At 60.8% G+C, this 15,712-nt stretch carries 16 protein-coding genes; 8 read left to right on the top strand and 8 right to left on the bottom strand.

The features are described 5' to 3' along the window. Positions 1-2: 2 nt before the first annotated feature. Positions 3-950 (bottom strand): LysR family transcriptional regulator, encoded by a 948-nt coding sequence (locus tag PspS35_RS25160; protein ID WP_159937237.1) that lies wholly within the window; start codon positions 948-950, stop codon positions 3-5. Positions 951-1,081: 131 nt separating this feature from the next. Here PspS35_RS25160 and PspS35_RS25155 point away from each other — a divergent pair, with 131 nt between their 5' ends. Then, positions 1,082-2,599: a CoA-acylating methylmalonate-semialdehyde dehydrogenase gene (locus PspS35_RS25155; protein WP_159937236.1), complete on the top strand. Its 1,518-nt coding sequence runs from the start codon at positions 1,082-1,084 to the stop codon at positions 2,597-2,599. A gap of 15 nt (positions 2,600-2,614) precedes the next feature. Beyond that, entirely contained in the window at positions 2,615-3,502 is an 888-nt protein-coding gene (gene mmsB, locus PspS35_RS25150) for a 3-hydroxyisobutyrate dehydrogenase (protein WP_159937235.1), read from the top strand. 179 nt (positions 3,503-3,681) lie between these two features. Here the strand turns inward: mmsB and PspS35_RS25145 are convergent, their stop codons facing one another. Beyond that, positions 3,682-4,026, bottom strand: a complete 345-nt coding sequence (locus PspS35_RS25145) for a cupin domain-containing protein (protein WP_010206533.1) — start codon at positions 4,024-4,026, stop codon at positions 3,682-3,684. 362 nt (positions 4,027-4,388) lie between these two features. Between PspS35_RS25145 and kynB the strand changes: the two genes are divergently transcribed. Together kynB and kynA are read left to right on the top strand one after the other, a co-directional pair. Further along, positions 4,389-5,039, top strand: coding sequence for an arylformamidase (kynB, locus tag PspS35_RS25140; RefSeq protein ID WP_159937234.1), 651 nt, complete (start codon positions 4,389-4,391; stop codon positions 5,037-5,039). After that, positions 5,036-5,893: a tryptophan 2,3-dioxygenase gene (gene kynA, locus PspS35_RS25135; protein WP_159937233.1), complete on the top strand. Its 858-nt coding sequence runs from the start codon at positions 5,036-5,038 to the stop codon at positions 5,891-5,893. The genes kynB and kynA overlap by 4 nt, the downstream gene beginning before the upstream one ends. A gap of 45 nt (positions 5,894-5,938) precedes the next feature. Here kynA and PspS35_RS25130 read toward each other — a convergent pair whose 3' ends face one another. The 4 genes from PspS35_RS25130 to antA form a co-directional block, all read right to left on the bottom strand. Further along, positions 5,939-7,342, bottom strand: a complete 1,404-nt coding sequence (locus tag PspS35_RS25130; RefSeq protein WP_159937232.1) for an amino acid permease — start codon at positions 7,340-7,342, stop codon at positions 5,939-5,941. Positions 7,343-7,414: 72 nt separating this feature from the next. Then, positions 7,415-8,422, bottom strand: coding sequence for an anthranilate 1,2-dioxygenase electron transfer component AntC (gene antC, locus PspS35_RS25125; protein WP_159937231.1), 1,008 nt, complete (start codon positions 8,420-8,422; stop codon positions 7,415-7,417). 62 nt (positions 8,423-8,484) lie between these two features. Then, positions 8,485-8,976, bottom strand: coding sequence for an anthranilate 1,2-dioxygenase small subunit (antB, locus tag PspS35_RS25120; RefSeq protein ID WP_159937230.1), 492 nt, complete (start codon positions 8,974-8,976; stop codon positions 8,485-8,487). After that, on the bottom strand, positions 8,976-10,367 hold the full coding sequence (gene antA, locus PspS35_RS25115) for an anthranilate 1,2-dioxygenase large subunit (RefSeq protein WP_159937229.1): 1,392 nt from the start codon (positions 10,365-10,367) through the stop codon (positions 8,976-8,978). Before antA ends, antB begins: the two co-directional genes overlap by 1 nt. Positions 10,368-10,682: 315 nt before the next feature. Here antA and PspS35_RS25110 point away from each other — a divergent pair, with 315 nt between their 5' ends. Continuing rightward, positions 10,683-11,675 carry a helix-turn-helix domain-containing protein gene (locus PspS35_RS25110; protein ID WP_159937228.1) on the top strand — a complete coding sequence of 331 codons (993 nt, stop codon included), beginning with the start codon at positions 10,683-10,685 and terminating at the stop codon, positions 11,673-11,675. A 30-nt stretch (positions 11,676-11,705) separates the two neighbouring features. Here PspS35_RS25110 and PspS35_RS25105 read toward each other — a convergent pair whose 3' ends face one another. Next, on the bottom strand, positions 11,706-12,581 hold the full coding sequence (locus tag PspS35_RS25105) for a LysR family transcriptional regulator (protein WP_159937227.1): 876 nt from the start codon (positions 12,579-12,581) through the stop codon (positions 11,706-11,708). Between the two features lie 114 nt (positions 12,582-12,695). Here PspS35_RS25105 and PspS35_RS25100 point away from each other — a divergent pair, with 114 nt between their 5' ends. From PspS35_RS25100 to catA, 3 genes are read left to right on the top strand one after another with little or no spacing between them, the layout of a single operon-like run. Continuing rightward, positions 12,696-13,823, top strand: a complete 1,128-nt coding sequence (locus PspS35_RS25100) for a muconate cycloisomerase family protein (RefSeq protein ID WP_159937226.1) — start codon at positions 12,696-12,698, stop codon at positions 13,821-13,823. A gap of 12 nt (positions 13,824-13,835) precedes the next feature. Then, positions 13,836-14,126: a muconolactone Delta-isomerase gene (catC, locus tag PspS35_RS25095; protein WP_112196736.1), complete on the top strand. Its 291-nt coding sequence runs from the start codon at positions 13,836-13,838 to the stop codon at positions 14,124-14,126. A gap of 41 nt (positions 14,127-14,167) precedes the next feature. Then, entirely contained in the window at positions 14,168-15,097 is a 930-nt protein-coding gene (gene catA / locus PspS35_RS25090; RefSeq protein ID WP_159937225.1) for a catechol 1,2-dioxygenase, read from the top strand. Between the two features lie 76 nt (positions 15,098-15,173). Here catA and PspS35_RS25085 read toward each other — a convergent pair whose 3' ends face one another. Continuing rightward, a complete protein-coding gene (locus PspS35_RS25085; RefSeq protein ID WP_003176072.1) occupies positions 15,174-15,647 on the bottom strand; it encodes an Lrp/AsnC family transcriptional regulator in 474 nt (157 codons plus the stop codon). Positions 15,648-15,712 lie beyond the last annotated feature (65 nt).

The following is a 15,712-nucleotide window of genomic DNA, read 5'->3' as shown; positions in this document are numbered from 1 at the left end:
CCTTAATCCGCAAACGTGATCTCCCGCGTCTCCCCCATCAACAACCCCTGATTCTGCTCCGTCACTTCCCGGATGTAGTCCCACAACAACGTAATCCGCTTCAACTTGCGCAGGTCCTCCCGGCAATACATCCAGAACTGCCGCGTAATCGCAATCTGCTCTCCCAACACCGGCAACAGCCGTGGATCCTGCGCCGCCAGAAAGCACGGCAATATCGCCATCGACCGCCCTTGTTGCGCCGCGACGTACTGCGCAATCACGCTGGTACTGCGCAAGCTCGCGCTGGCGCCGGGCACTACGTTCGCCAGGTAAAGCAGCTCTGAGCTGAACGCCAGGTCATCCACATAACTGATAAACGGGTGTTCGGCCAAATCCGAAGGCCGCTGGATGGGCGGATGCTGGTCGAGGTAGTCCTGGGTCGCGTACAGCTGCAGTTTGTAGTCGCACAGTTTGCAGCACACGTACGGGCCGTGTTCCGGGCGTTCCAGGGCGATGACGATGTCGGCTTCGCGCTTGGACAGGCTGATGAAGTGGGGCAGGGGCAGGATGTCTACCGAGATAGCCGGGTAGGTGTCGACGAAGTGGCTCAACTGCGGGGTGACGAAAAAACTGCCGAAGCCTTCGGTGCAGCCCATGCGTACATGGCCGGACAGCGCCACGCCGGAGCCGGAGACTTGCTCGCAGGCCATGTGCAGGGTGCTTTCGATGGACTCGGCATACCCCAGTAAACGCTGGCCCTCGGGGGTGAGTACAAAGCCGTTGGTCCGGGATTTCTCGAACAGCAACGTGCCGAGGGACACTTCCAGTGAGCTGATACGTCGTGACACGGTGGTGTAGTCAACCGCCAGGCGTTTGGCCGCGACGCTGGCCTTGCGGGTACGGGCCACTTCGAGGAAAAACTTCAGGTCGTCCCAGTTCAGGGAGCCCAATGATGTGATGTTTTTTTGCATATTGGACCGGCTTTTATGTGCGTTCTTATTAGAGATTTGCACATCTATACTCCAAAAACAGTCCGAACGCCTCATTCTTCAAGGCGATTCACGCGCCTTGTCTCTACATAAATATAAGAGTTGGAGACCACATGAACGCATCTGCCGATATTTCCGTTAAACAGGTCAAGTTGCTGATCAACGGTGAGTGGGTCGAGTCCAAGACCACCGAGTGGCAAGACATCGTCAACCCGGCCACCCAAGAGGTGCTGGCCAAAGTCCCATTCGCTACGGCCGATGAAGTCAACGCCGCCATCGACGCCGCCCATCGCGCCTTCCAGACCTGGAAGCTGACGCCGATCGGCGCACGCATGCGCATCATGCTCAAGCTGCAAGCCTTGATTCGTGAGCATTCCAAACGCATTGCCGTGGTCCTCAGCGCCGAGCAGGGTAAGACCATTGCCGATGCCGAGGGCGATATTTTCCGTGGCCTGGAAGTGGTGGAGCACGCCTGTTCCATCGGCACCCTGCAAATGGGCGAGTTCGCCGAAAACGTCGCCGGTGGCGTCGACACCTACACCCTGCGCCAGCCGATCGGCGTGTGTGCAGGGATTACCCCGTTCAACTTCCCGGCGATGATTCCGCTGTGGATGTTCCCGATGGCTATCGCCTGTGGCAACACCTTTGTGCTCAAGCCATCCGAGCAGGACCCGCTGTCGACCTTGCTGCTGGTGGAGCTGGCGCTGGAAGCCGGTGTGCCGCCTGGCGTGCTCAACGTGGTGCACGGCGGCAAGGACGTGGTGGATGCGCTGTGCACCCATAAAGACATCAAGGCCGTGTCGTTTGTGGGCTCCACCGCTGTCGGCACCCATGTGTATGACTTGGCCGGCAAGCACGGCAAGCGCGTGCAATCGATGATGGGCGCCAAGAACCACGCCGTGGTGCTGCCGGATGCCAACCGCGAGCACACCCTCAATGCCTTGGTCGGTGCCGGTTTCGGTGCGGCGGGCCAGCGTTGCATGGCCACCTCGGTGGTGGTGCTGGTGGGCGCGGCCAAGCAATGGCTGCCGGACCTCAAGGCGCTGGCGCTGAAGCTCAAGGTCAATGCCGGCAGCGAAGCCGGTACCGACGTGGGCCCAGTGATTTCCAAGCGCGCCAAGGCCCGCATCCTGGAACTGATCGAAAGCGGCGTGAAGGAAGGCGCCAAGCTGGAACTGGACGGCCGTGACATCAAGGTGCCGGGCTTCGAACAAGGCAACTTTGTCGGCCCGACCTTGTTCTGCGGCGTGACGACGGACATGCAGATCTACACCCAGGAAATCTTCGGCCCGGTGCTGGTGGTGCTGGAAGTCGACACCCTGGACCAGGCCATCGCGCTGGTCAACGCCAACCCGTTCGGCAACGGCACGGGCCTGTTCACCCAAAGCGGCGCGGCGGCGCGTAAGTTCCAGAGCGAAATCGATGTAGGCCAAGTCGGCATCAACATTCCGATCCCGGTGCCGGTGCCGTTCTTCAGCTTCACCGGCTCCCGTGGTTCCAAGCTCGGCGACCTGGGCCCGTATGGCAAGCAAGTGGTGCAGTTCTACACCCAGACCAAAACCGTCACCAGCCGCTGGTTTGACGACGACACGGTCAACGATGGCGTCAACACCACCATCAACCTGCGCTGACTCCGGGAGACGACCATGAAGATTGCATTTATCGGCCTGGGCAACATGGGCGCGCCCATGGCCCGCAACCTGCTTTTGGCTGGGAATAAGCTGAATGTATTCGACGTTAATCCCGGCGTGTTCAAGGAGTTCGCAGAACTGGGCGCCACCGTCTGCGGCTCACCGCGTGAAGCGGCACAAGGCGCCGAACTGGTAATTACCATGCTGCCCGCCGCAGCCCATGTGCGCAGCGTCTGGCTGAATGAAGACGGCGTGCTGGCCGGCATCGGCCAAGGCGTGCCCGCCGTGGATTGCAGCACCATCGACCCGCAAACCATCCGCGATGTTGCCGCTGCGGCGGCCAAGCAAGGTGTGGTGATAGCGGATGCTCCAGTCTCTGGCGGCACCGGCGGCGCTAGCGCCGGGACCTTGACCTTCATGGTCGGCGCGCCCCCGGAACTGTTCGCCACCCTGCAACCGGTGCTGGCGCAGATGGGCCGCAACATCGTGCATTGCGGTGACGTGGGCACCGGGCAAATCGCCAAGATCTGCAACAACCTGCTGCTGGGGATCAGCATGGTCGGCGTCAGCGAAGCGATGGCGTTGGGTGACGCGTTGGGCATCGACACCCAGGTGCTGGCCGGGATCATCAACAGCTCCACCGGGCGCTGCTGGAGTTCGGACACCTACAACCCATGGCCGGGCGTGATCGAAACCGCGCCGTCATCCCGTGGTTACACCGGCGGGTTTGGTGCCGATTTGATGCTCAAGGATTTGGGCCTGGCTACCGAGGCGGCGCGCCAGGCGAAACAGCCGGTGATTCTGGGGGCTGTGGCTCAGCAGTTGTACCAATCGATGAGTCAGCGTGGGGAAGGGGGCCAGGACTTCTCGGCGATTATCAACAGCTACCGCAAGCCCAAATAAGGGCATTCAGGGACGAGCATTGTGGTGAGCGGGCTTGCCCCGCGCTGGGGCGCGAAGCGGCCCTGAAACCAGACGCCGCATTCTTTCTGAGAGAATGCGGCGTTTTTTATTGGGGCTGCCTTGCAGCCCAGCGCGGGGCAAGCCCGCTCACCACAGAAGGCGACTGCACCACAAAAAACTCAAGCAAACACAAAATACTTACGCACCGTCTCGACCACTTCCCACGTCCCTTTCATCCCCGGTTCCACCACGAAGATATCCCCAGCCCGCAGGTGGATCGGCTCCAGGCCCTCAGGCGTGATGATGCAGTAGCCTTCCTGGAAATGGCAGTATTCCCACTTCACATAGTCCACGTACCACTTGCCCGGGGTGCAGATCCAGGTGCCCATGATCTTGCTGCCGTCTTCGCTGGTGTAGGCGTTGAGGTTGACGGTGTGTGGGTCGCCTTCCAGCTTCTCCCATTTGCACGCGTCCAGGACCGGCAGGGGATGGGTGTCGCGCAGTACGGTGATGGGCTTGGACATGATGACTCCTAGGCAGTGAATGCAAAGATGCACCCTAAGGCCTTGGGCGTTGTGCCAGTGGTCTGAACTCGACATCGGGATGCCCAGAAGCGCAGCTGAATACGACTCCTCTGGCCATGCGCAGTCAATGTGGAAGGGGGCTTGCCCCCGATGGCGCCGGGTCAGCCGGCCCCTGTGTCAGCTGACCCACTGCCATCGGGGGCAAGCCCCCTCCCACATGTGGCCCGGCGACACTTCTGAGCGTAAATAAGCCATTTCCTCGCAGTAAGTGCGAAAGATTTCCCGTCTCGCGCCAGAATTCGCAAGAAAATTCACAGCTGGCCCTCGTATCATTCACCCCAGTAACCGCCGAGAGCCTTTAAATGAACCCAATAAAAACGTGGTGGGACATCAGCCCGCCCTTGAGTACGGCGACCCCGACGTGGCCGGGCGATACGCCGTTCCAGGAAGAGCGTGTGTGGCAGTTCGGCCCGGAGTGTCCGGTGAATGTGGGGCGCATTACCTTGTCGCCGCACACCGGTGCCCACGTGGACGCGCCGCTGCATTACAGCGCCGACGGCGCGCCGATTGGTGAGGTGTCGCTGGATGTGTACATGGGCCCGTGCCGGGTGCTGCATTGCCTGGGCAGTGGCGCGCTGGTGCAGCCGCATCAGTTGCAAGGCCGTGTGGATAACTTGCCCGAGCGGGTGTTGCTGCGTACTTATCCACAAGCGCCGCTGACCGAATGGGATTCGAGTTTCACCGCCATCGCCCCACAAACCATTGAGCTGCTGGCCAGCCTGGGTGTGCGCCTGATCGGTATCGACACCCCGTCCCTGGACCCGCAACAGTCCAAGACGATGGACGCCCACAACGCCGTCGCCCGCAATGGCATGGCGATTCTCGAAGGCATCGTGCTCGACGACGTACCGGAGGGCGACTATGAACTGATCGCGCTGCCGCTGCGTTTTGCCAACCTGGACGCGAGCCCGGTGCGCGCCATTCTCCGCCCGCTCAAGGAGCCCACGCGATGAGCCAATGTCCCTTTTCTGCTGATTACCAACCGCCGGAAGAATGGCATAACGCCGAGCTGAATTTTTCCGAGTCCATGAGCTACGGCGACTACCTGGACCTGGGCAAAGTCCTCAGCGCCCAGCACCCGCTGTCGCCGGACCACAACGAAATGCTCTTCATCATCCAGCACCAGACCTCGGAGCTGTGGATGAAACTGATGCTCCACGAACTCAAGGCCGCCCGCGAACACGTGCGCTTGGGCGAGTTGCCGCCGGCGTTCAAGATGTTGGCGCGGGTGTCGCGGATTTTCGATCAACTGGTGCATGCCTGGGCCGTGCTGGCGACCATGACGCCATCGGAATACAAGGCGATTCGCCCGTTCCTGGGGCAGTCGTCGGGGTTCCAGTCGTTCCAGTACCGCGAGATCGAGTTCATCCTCGGCAACAAGAGCGCGGCGCTGTTAGGGCCTCACGCCCATCGGCCGGCGCTGTTGAACGAGTTGAAAGTGGCGATTGCCACGCCGTCGCTGTATGACGAGGCGATCAACCTGATGATCAAGGCCGGCCTGGCGATTGATCCGAAACGTGCCGAGCGCGACCCGACCGCAGCGACCGTTCACGATGAGTCCGTGGAGGCCGCGTGGCGCGAGGTGTATCGCGATCCGAACCGGTATTGGGACTTGTATCAGTTGGCCGAGAAGTTTATCGACCTGGAGGATTCGTTCCGCCAGTGGCGCTTCCGCCATGTGACCACGGTGGAGCGGATTATCGGCTTCCAACCGGGTACCGGTGGTACCGAAGGCGTGGGGTATCTGCGCAAGATGCTCGACACCGTGCTGTTCCCCGAACTGTGGCGAGTGCGTTCCACGCTGTAAGCGCAATCAAATGTGGGAGGGGGCAAGCCCCCTCCCACATGGGTATTACTGTGCGGCGGCGACCGCTTTCGCCTTACTCACACGCAACCGATAGGCCACATAGATAATCCCCACCCACACCGGCATCGCGTACACCGACTCGCGAATCCCCGGGATCGCCAGCATCACGCTGATGATCATCAGCATGAACGCCAGGCACAGGTAGTTGCTGAACGGGAACCAGAAGGTCTTGAACGAGGGCGTCACGCCTTGCTCGCCCATGGCCTTGCGGAACTTGATGTGGGTGATGCTGATCAGCGCCCAGTTGATCATCAACGAGGCAACCACCAGCGCAAACAGCAATTCCAGGGCGCTCTGCGGCGCCACGTAGTTGACCACCACGCAGAGCATCGTCACCAATGCCGAAATCGCCAGGGCCCGCAGTGGCACGCCTTGTTTGTTGAGCTTCATCAGGGCTTTTGGCGCATCGCCTTGCTCGGCCAGGCCGAACAGCATGCGGCTGTTGCAGTACACGCCGCTGTTGTACACCGACAGCGCCGCGGTCAGCACCACGAAGTTGAGGATGTGCGCAGCAGTGTCGTTACCGATCAGCGAGAAGATCTGCACAAACGGGCTGCCACTGTAGGCATCGCCCGACGCGCCGAGGGTCTGCAGCAGTTGGTCCCAGGGGTACAGCGACAGCAGCACGGTCAGGGCGCCGACGTAGAAAATCAGGATCCGGTAGACCACCTGGTTGATCGCTTTGGGGATCACCTTGCGCGGTTCGCTGGCTTCGGCTGCGGTGATACCCACCAGCTCCAGGCCACCGAACGAGAACATGATGAAGGCCATCGACATCAACAGCCCCATGCCGCCATTCGGGAAGAACCCGCCATGGCTCCACAGGTTGCTGACGGATGCTTGCGGGCCGCCGGTGCCGCTGAACAGCAGGTAGCAGCCGAGCACGATCATGCCGACAATCGCCACCACTTTGATGATCGCGAACCAGAACTCGGTTTCACCGAAGAACTTCACGTTCAGCGTGTTGATCAGGTTCACCGCGACAAAGAACACCAGCGCGCTGACCCAGGTCGGGATCTCGGGCCACCAGAACTGGATGTACTTGCCCACCGCTGTCAGTTCGGCCATGCCCACCAGCACGTACAGTACCCAGTAGTTCCAGCCGGCCAGGAAGCCTGCGTAGCCGCCCCAGTATTTGTGCGCGAAGTGGCTGAAGGAACCGGCCACCGGCTCTTCGACGATCATCTCGCCAAGCTGGCGCATGATCAGGAAGGCGATAAAACCAGCAATCGCGTAGCCCAGGATCATCGACGGGCCCGCCGACTTGAGTACCCCGGCCGAGCCGAGGAACAGCCCCGTACCAATCGCCCCTCCCAAGGCGATCAGCTGAATATGCCGGTTCTTCAGGCCACGCTTGAGGCCCACCGGGTTAACCATGTCATCCGCCATTAACATTCCCTTCTACTTGTTTTTCTTGGGGTTGATTGCACGCCGCACCAGCCCCTCAGAAGTGCTGAGGAGTCAGATATTACTCTGCGTAAACTTTTCGTAATACAGCTGAACGCCATCAAGTGCCTGATCCGCCAGCCATTGTTGGATGGATTCGACCATTGGCGGGGGGCCGCACACGTACATATCCGCCGATCTGTCCCGCAATTCGGCCAGGTCCAAATGCTGGGTGAGGTAGCCGCGCTTGCCGGGCCAGTCGGGGGCGGCATCGCTGAGGACTTCGGTGTAGCGAAAAACCGGCAGTTTCGCCGCATAGGCCGCGATGCGTGGGGCTTCGCATAAGTCCTCGGCGCCGCGTACGCCATAGTAGAGATGCACCGGCTGGTTGCAGCCGGTGGCGGCCAGTTGATCGAGCATGCCCAGCAGCGCCGACAGCCCGGTGCCGCCCGCGACCAGCACCAGCGGTTGGGTCACATGGCGCAGGTAGAACGCACCCAGCGGTGCTTCCATCCGCAGTTCATCGCCGACTTGGCAGCGCTCACGCAGGTAGTTGCTCATCACCCCATCGGGCAGCAAGCGGATCAGGAACTGCAGTTGATTGCCCGCCAGGTTGGCGAAGGAGTAGGAACGCCAATGGCCTGTGCCCGGTACCGCAAGGCGCGCATATTGGCCCGGTAGAAAATCCAGTGGCGCATCCAACTGCACCTTCAGGATCGCCGTGCTGGTCGACACCTGTTGCACCTCGCTGACCGTCCCGCGCACTTGCACCGGCCCCGGCGCATTGCACAGGCTTGAGTCAAAGTCGAAGTAGAAGGTGGCGTCGGACTTCACCCGCGTCTGGCAACTGAGCATCTTGCGTTGTTGCAGGTCGAGGCTTGAGAGGGCTTCGTCGTCCACGTAGTCCTGGGTGTAGTCGCCCGATTCGCAACGACCCTGGCAGGTGCCGCATACACCTTCGCGGCAATCCAGGGGGATTTTGATGCCATTGCGCAGGGCCGCATCCAATAGGATTTCATGGGCGCCCACCGGGAAAAACAGGGTCTTGCCGTCGGCAAAACTGAAGGCCACTTTGTGATTCATGTGTTGTTCTCTGCATATTTATGATGTACGTACGGCCCGCTCACCACAACAACAAGGGTGCTTTAGAGGTGATAGAAATCCAGCACCGAATTGATGGTGTCGTTGAGCAACAACGCATGCTTGCGGGTGATCAACCAGTTGTCGCCATCGGGCTTGAGGCGATAGGTGGCGTGCCCGTAGAACTGCTCCGAGGTGGCCAGCCGATAGAACAGCGTGTGCCAGTTCAACTTCACTTGCAGCACGCCATCCGCCTGCTCTGCAATGCGCACGTTATTGATCAGGTGCAAGGTGCGCGGCATTGGCGTGGCTGACGCGGCCTTGCCGGTGCGCAGGCGAAAGATGCGGTCTTCCAGGCCGGAACGGTTGGCGTAATAGATCAGCGACATTTCGCGCTTGGGATCGCGGGTGTACACATGCTCCGAGTCCCATTGCGGCAGGTGGAATTCACTCTGCGGGTCGAACAACTGCACATAGGCGTCCCAGTCCTGGGCGTCGCACAGTTCGGACTTGCGGTAGAAGAACTGCTCGATCCGGTACTGCAATAGCGCATTCATCATTCCACCTCCCGCAATGTCAGCGCTTGCTTGTCCAGACCCTTGAGCAGGAACTGCTGCCAGTTGCGGTGCTGGTTGACGTACAGGCCTTCATGGGTGAACTCGGTGCCGGTCATCGCCGGTTGGATGCCGATGGCCTCGCTGTTCGGCGTTGGCCCGGTTTCCCAGCGATGACTGCCGCGGGAGATATCGCTCCAACGCTCCAGGCGGCCTTGGAAACCGCGCTGGGCTTCGCGAAATTCCACCAAGTCATCCGGCGTGCCCATGCCCGATACGTTGAAGAAATCTTCGAACTGGCGAATACGGTTTTCGCGGTCGGCGTCGGACTCGTTTTTCACCCCCAGGCACTGGCTGATGATTTCGGTCTTGTTCCACGCCACCGGGCGGATGATGCGCAGCTGCGAGCTGATCTGGTCGAGGAAGAACAGGCTCGGGTAGATGTTCAGGTTGCGCAGGCGGTGCATCATCCACTCGGCTTTTTGTTGCCCATGTTCTTCCACCAGGCGCGGCATGATGGTGGCGTAGCCGGAGCGCACCGTCGGGTTGGGCATGTCGCTGAACAACAGGCTGTGACCGTTGTTGAAGGCGAACCAACCGTCATCGGTATTCGCGTCGCCGGCGCCGAGTTTGCTGTAGTCCAGCGTGGTGCCAGAGCCGGTGCCGTTCTCGGTATTGACCTGCTGGCGATGCTGCACCGTGGCCACGTAGTTGTAGTGCACGGTGCTGACGTGATAACCGTCCAGGCCGTTTTCGTTCTGCAGCTTCCAGTTTCCGTCGTAGGTGTAGGCGGACTTGCCCGGCAGCACTTCCAGTTCACCGGTGGCGGATTGGGCGACCATCATGTCGAAGAACACTTTGGCGTCGCCGAGGAAGTCTTCCAGGCTGTTCGTGCCGTTCACGTCCAGGCTGATGAATACAAAGCCCCTGTAGCTTTCGATGCGCGCCTTTTTCAGGCCACGGGTGGCTTTGTCGAAACCTGCCGGGTATTCCCCCGGCGCCTTGACCTTCACCAACCGGCCGTCGCTCTTGTAGCACCAGGCGTGGAACGGGCAGGTAAAGGTCGATTGGTTGCCTTTGCCGACGCGGGTGAGGGTGGTGCCGCGATGCTGGCAGGCATTGATCAGCGCATTGAGCTGGCCTTCGCCGTCGCGGGTGATGATCATCGGCTGGCGCCCGGCGCGCAGGGTCACGAAGTCGTGGTTATTGGCCAGTTCGCTTTCGTGGCAGGCGTAGATCCAGTTCTTCTCGAAGATCAGTTCCATTTCCAGGTCGAACAGCTGCGGCTCGGTGAACATGTCCCGGGCGATGCGGAACACTTCGTCTGCCGGGCGAAAATCCAGGCAGCTTTCGATAAAGCGTTTCCACTGCTCGACGTTTCTTGCACCACTCATGGGAGGCACCTTTTTGATAGGGGCTAATCGGTGGTTTATTAGAGGCAGCAGGGCAGGGCGCGGGCTATCCGCTTAATGGGGGAACGTGGGCCGGAAAATTGGGCAGCAAATACCCAATACGGTGCGCCGAGGTGACGTCACGCGCTACTGTCCGACGACGCGAGGGGCTTTGAGCCCCGTGACTTATCCACATAGTCGGCCCTTGCTATCCATCCAGTGGCGATACCACCGGCGTGGCGCAGAACTTGCTGTCCAACAACCCTAACGACGCGCCGCCAGAGCGCGCAAACGCCTAACCGCCGTGGGTGCACCCTGATGAGCAGCCAGACACGCGATATCCAGATTCAACGCTTCGACCTCGAAGGCGCCCGCAGCTGGATGTCCGGCATTTGCGGGCCGCACCGGCTGGCGACGACGACCCCCGAGCGCCTGCGCTTTCACCACAGCGCCAACGTGTTCAAGTCCCGTGCGACCACCTTGGGCGTGATCGAATACGGCACCGACGTGACCATCGACATCGAAGACGCCGAGCACTTCAGCAGCTACAGCCTCAGCCTGCCGTTGGTGGGCGAGCAGGAGTTGAGCAAGAACGGCGAGCGCCTGAGTTCCAACCGCGACCAAGGCGTGATCATCGCGCCCAATGAGCACCAAGTGCTGGCGATTTCCGGCGACTGCCGCAAGCTGCAAGTGGTGATTACGCGGGCGGCGATGAGCGAGTCCCTGGAAGGTTTGCTGCAACGGCCCATCGATGCGCCGTTGCGCTTTGAACCGGTGATGGACGCGGTGGACGGTGCGCCGGCTTCGTGGTGGCGTATGGCGCGCTACTTCATCGCCGAGCTGGAACGCAGCAGCGAGTTGTATGAACAGGCCGCGTTTACCCGCGACCTGGAGAGCTCGCTGATCAAGGGCCTGATCCTGGCCCAGCCGAACAACTACTCTGAGGAACTGCGCGATGTACTTGGCGTGAAGTTGCCGCACTACTTGATCCGTGCGCGCCAGTACATCCACGACAACGCCCGCGAAGCGGTGCACCTGGAAGACCTGGAGACGGCGGCCGGCGTGTCGCGCTTCAAGCTGTTCGATGCGTTCCGCAAGTACTTTGCCCTGTCGCCGATGGCCTACCTGAAGAAGTACCGGCTGGGCGCGGTGCGCCAAGAGATTCTTGAGCACGGCTCAATCCGCACCATCTCCGAGATCGCCCTGGGCTGGGGTTTCACTCACTTGGGACGGTTTTCGGCGCAGTACAGAAAACTCTTTGATGAGTCCCCCAGCCAGACCTTGCAGCGCAATCGTCTACGCAGCCTCTGAACACATTTGATTTTCATTGTTTGGGAGAACTTAGATCAGCTCTTCAACCAACTGCAAACAATGCCTCAGCCCCGGCGACTGATCATTCACCCGGCGGCTCAGGATGATCGGCGAAGTCGCAGTGGCTTCCACAATCGGCGTATAGCCAATATCCGCGCGATGCAGCACCTGCACCGACGCGGGCACCAACGTCACGCCCATGCCCGCCCCGACCAGGCCGATGGCGGTCTGCAATTCGTTGGTCCACTGCGCCACCTTGAGGCTCAAACCGTGGGCATCGAACAACGCGATCACGTGGTCGGCATAACTGGGGCGTGGGTTGCCGGGGTACAGCACAAACGGCTCGGCGGCCAGTTGCGCGAGGGTCGCGGGTGCGGCCAACAACGGGTGGCCGGCGGGCAGCACTGCCACCAGTCGATCTTCTACCAGCACGCGCTGGACGATGGCCGGGTCGTCGATGCGAATACGCCCGAAGCCCACGTCGATGCGCCCGGCCTTGAGTGCTTCGACCTGCTGCAAAGTGGTCATCTCCGACAGGCCCAATTCCAGCTCCAGCGCCTCGTGGCTGCGCAGCCGGCGGATCAGCTCCGGCAGCACGCCATACAAGGTCGACGGTGCAAAGCCGATGCCCAACCAGGTTTTTTCGCCCTGGCCGATGCGCCGCGTGCTGTCGCAGACCTTGTTCAACTGTTCGAGCAACACGTTGGCGTGTTCATAGAAAAACCGCCCGGCCTCGGTCAGCCGCAGCGGTCGACCACGTTCCAGCAGGATGACGCCCAGCTCATCCTCCAGTTGCTGGATCTGCCGGCTCAGTGGCGGCTGGGCGATGTGCAAGCGTTCGGCGGCGCGGGTGAAGTTGAGGGTTTCGCCCAGCACTTGGAAATAGCGCAGATGACGCAGTTCCATGACGACTCCTTTCATACCTTGAGAGTATTGTTCAAGACCAATTCTATATTGGAAGCCTTTAAAAATGCGGAACAGAATCAGCTTAAACCTATAAAGAACCCAACGGGTATTGCCATGCCGATTTGCGCCATCGAATCGATCGAGACCATCATCGTCGACCTCCCCACCATCCGCCCGCACAAACTGGCGATGCACACGATGCAAAACCAGACCCTGGTGATCATCCGCGTGCGCTGTGCCGACGGCATCGAAGGCATCGGCGAGTCCACCACCATTGGTGGCCTGAGCTACGGCAACGAGAGTCCCGACAGCATCAAGGTCAACATCGACCGCCACTTCGCACCGCTGCTGATCGGCCAGGACGCCAGCAATATCAACGCCACCATGTTGCGCCTGGAGCGCAGCATTCGTGGCAACACGTTTGCCAAGTCCGGGATCGAAAGCGCCTTGCTGGATGCATTGGGCAAACGCCTGGGCCTGCCGGTCAGTGAACTGCTGGGCGGCCGCGTGCGTGACGCGTTGCCGGTGGCCTGGACCCTGGCCAGTGGCAACACCGAACAAGACATCGCCGAGGCCGAAAAGATGCTCGACCTGCGCCGCCACCGCATCTTCAAGTTGAAGATCGGCGCCGGTGAGGTCAGTCGCGACCTGGCCCATGTGATTGCGATCAAAAGGGCCGTGGGCGAGCGCGCCAGTGTGCGTGTCGACGTCAACCAGGCCTGGGACGAAGCCGTCGCGCTGCGGGCCTGCAAGGTATTGGGCGACAACGGTATCGACCTGATCGAACAGCCGATCTCACGCAACAACCGCAGCGGCATGGTGCGGCTGAACCTGTCGAGCCCGGCGCCGATCATGGCCGATGAATCCATCGAGTGCGTCGAGGACGCCTTCAACCTGGCCCGCGAAGGTGCGGCCTCGGTGTTCGCCCTCAAGATCGCCAAGAACGGCGGCCCGCGCGCGGTGTTGCGCACGGCGGCGATTGCCGAAGCGGCGGGCATCGGCCTGTACGGCGGCACCATGCTCGAAGGCGGCATCGGCACCCTGGCCTCGGCCCATCCATTCCTGACCCTGAACACGCTGGCGTGGGACACCGAACTGTTCGGCCCGCTGCTGCTCACCGAAGACATCCTCACCGAGCCACCGGTGTACCGCGATTTTCAGCTGCATGTCTCCCACGCGCCGGGCCTGGGCCTGGCCATCGACGAAGAGCGCCTGGCGTTCTTTCGCCGTGATAAACACTAAGAGGCGCTTTCTATGTTGTTCCACGTAAAAATGACCGTGAACCTGCCCGTCGACATGAACCCCGAACGCGCCGCCAGCCTCAAGGCCGACGAAAAAGCCCTGGCGCAGCGCCTGCAACAGCAGGGCAAATGGCGCCACTTGTGGCGCATCGCCGGGCTCTACGCCAACTACAGCGTGTTTGATGTCGATAGCGTGCAAGAACTGCACGACCTGCTGATGCAGCTGCCGCTTTACCCTTACATGGCCATCGAAGTGAACGCCCTGTGCCGGCACCCTTCGTCGATCCATGAGGACGACCGTTAAGCCTGTTCTATACCCAATAATTACAAGATGAGGATTGCACCATGTCCATCCGACTGTCCCAGACTGCCCACGCCCAACAGTTTCTCGAAGAAGCCAGCGGCAACCTCAATGACGGCGGTAGCCCACGCACCAAAGCGCTGATCTACCGCATTTTGCGCGACACCGTGAACATCATCGAAGACCTGGACGTGACCCCCGAAGAGTTCTGGAAGGCGGTCAACTACCTCAACGAGCTGGGCAAGAACCAGGAAGCCGGGCTGCTTGCCGCCGGGCTGGGCCTGGAGCACTACCTGGACATGTTGATGGACGCCGCCGACGAAGAAGCCGGCAAATCCGGCGGCACCCCGCGCACCATCGAAGGCCCGCTGTATGTAGCCGGTGCGCCGCTGTCCAAGTACGAAGCGCGCCTGGATGATGGGACCGATGCAGCGGTGCCGCTGTTCATGCGCGGGCAGGTGCGCGACACCGACGGCAAGCCACTGGCCGGGGCGATCGTGGATGTGTGGCAGGCCAACACCGGCGGCACTTACTCGTGGTTTGATGCCACTCAATCGGAGTTCAACCTGCGCCGTCGCATCGAGACCGACGCCCAGGGCAACTACCGGTTTCGCAGCATCGTGCCGTCAGGCTACGGCTGCCCACCGACCGGGCCGACCCAGCAGTTGCTCGATCAGCTCGGGCGTCATGGGCAGCGGCCGGCGCATATCCACTTCTTTATCTCGGCGCCGGGGCATCGGCACCTGACCACCCAGATCAACCTGTCGGACGACCCGTACCTGCATGATGACTTTGCCTACGCGACGCGGGATGAATTGATCGCTGAAATTCGCTTCAGTGACGATCAGCAACTGGCGCGGGAGTTTGGTGTGCAAGGGCGGTTTGCGCAGATTGATTTTGACTTTGAGTTGCAGACCGCCGCAGCGCCGGTAGAGCAAAAGCGCATGCAGCGGGTTCGCGCCCTCGAAGACTGAATGCGGTCAAAAATGTGGGAGGGGGCAAGTCGAATCGTCGCACCGCCCCTCCCACATTGGATTTATGGCGTTTCAGTTATTTGCGCACAACCAAATCCAACACCTCATCCCGATCCTTGATCTTCTGCAACACAATCTCCGAACGTATATCCATCACCCCCGCCGTGCGGTTCAGGTGGTTCACGATAAAGTCAGAAAAGTGCTTGAGGTTGCGCGCCTGCACCCGCAGCACATAGTTGCTGGCGCCGGTGATCACATAGGCGCTTGCCACTTCCGGCCAGCCTTGCACCTTCTTGATAAACGTCTCATGCCAGTCCTCCACGTCCTGGCGCAATGACAGGTGGACGATGGCTTCGAGTTCGATCCCCAGTTGTTCGGCATTGAGCACCGCACGGTAACCACTGATGATTCCTTCGCTCTCCAGCAGGCGCAAACGGCGCAGGCAGGCGGAGGGCGACAGCGCGACTTTTTCCGCCAGTTCCTGATTGCTGATACGGCCATCCTGTTGCAGGAAATGCAGGAGGCGCAGGTCGGTGGCGTCAAGAATCATGGTTAGAATAAATCCGCGTGTTTGGGGGTTAAATTCGAATTTCCTACAGCTTAATTAGCCTGTTA

This window comes from Pseudomonas sp. S35 (assembly GCF_009866765.1).
GTDB lineage: Bacteria > Pseudomonadota > Gammaproteobacteria > Pseudomonadales > Pseudomonadaceae > Aquipseudomonas.
Note: the sequence above shows the minus strand (reverse complement) of the source record. Positions and strands in the feature narration are given on the sequence as shown.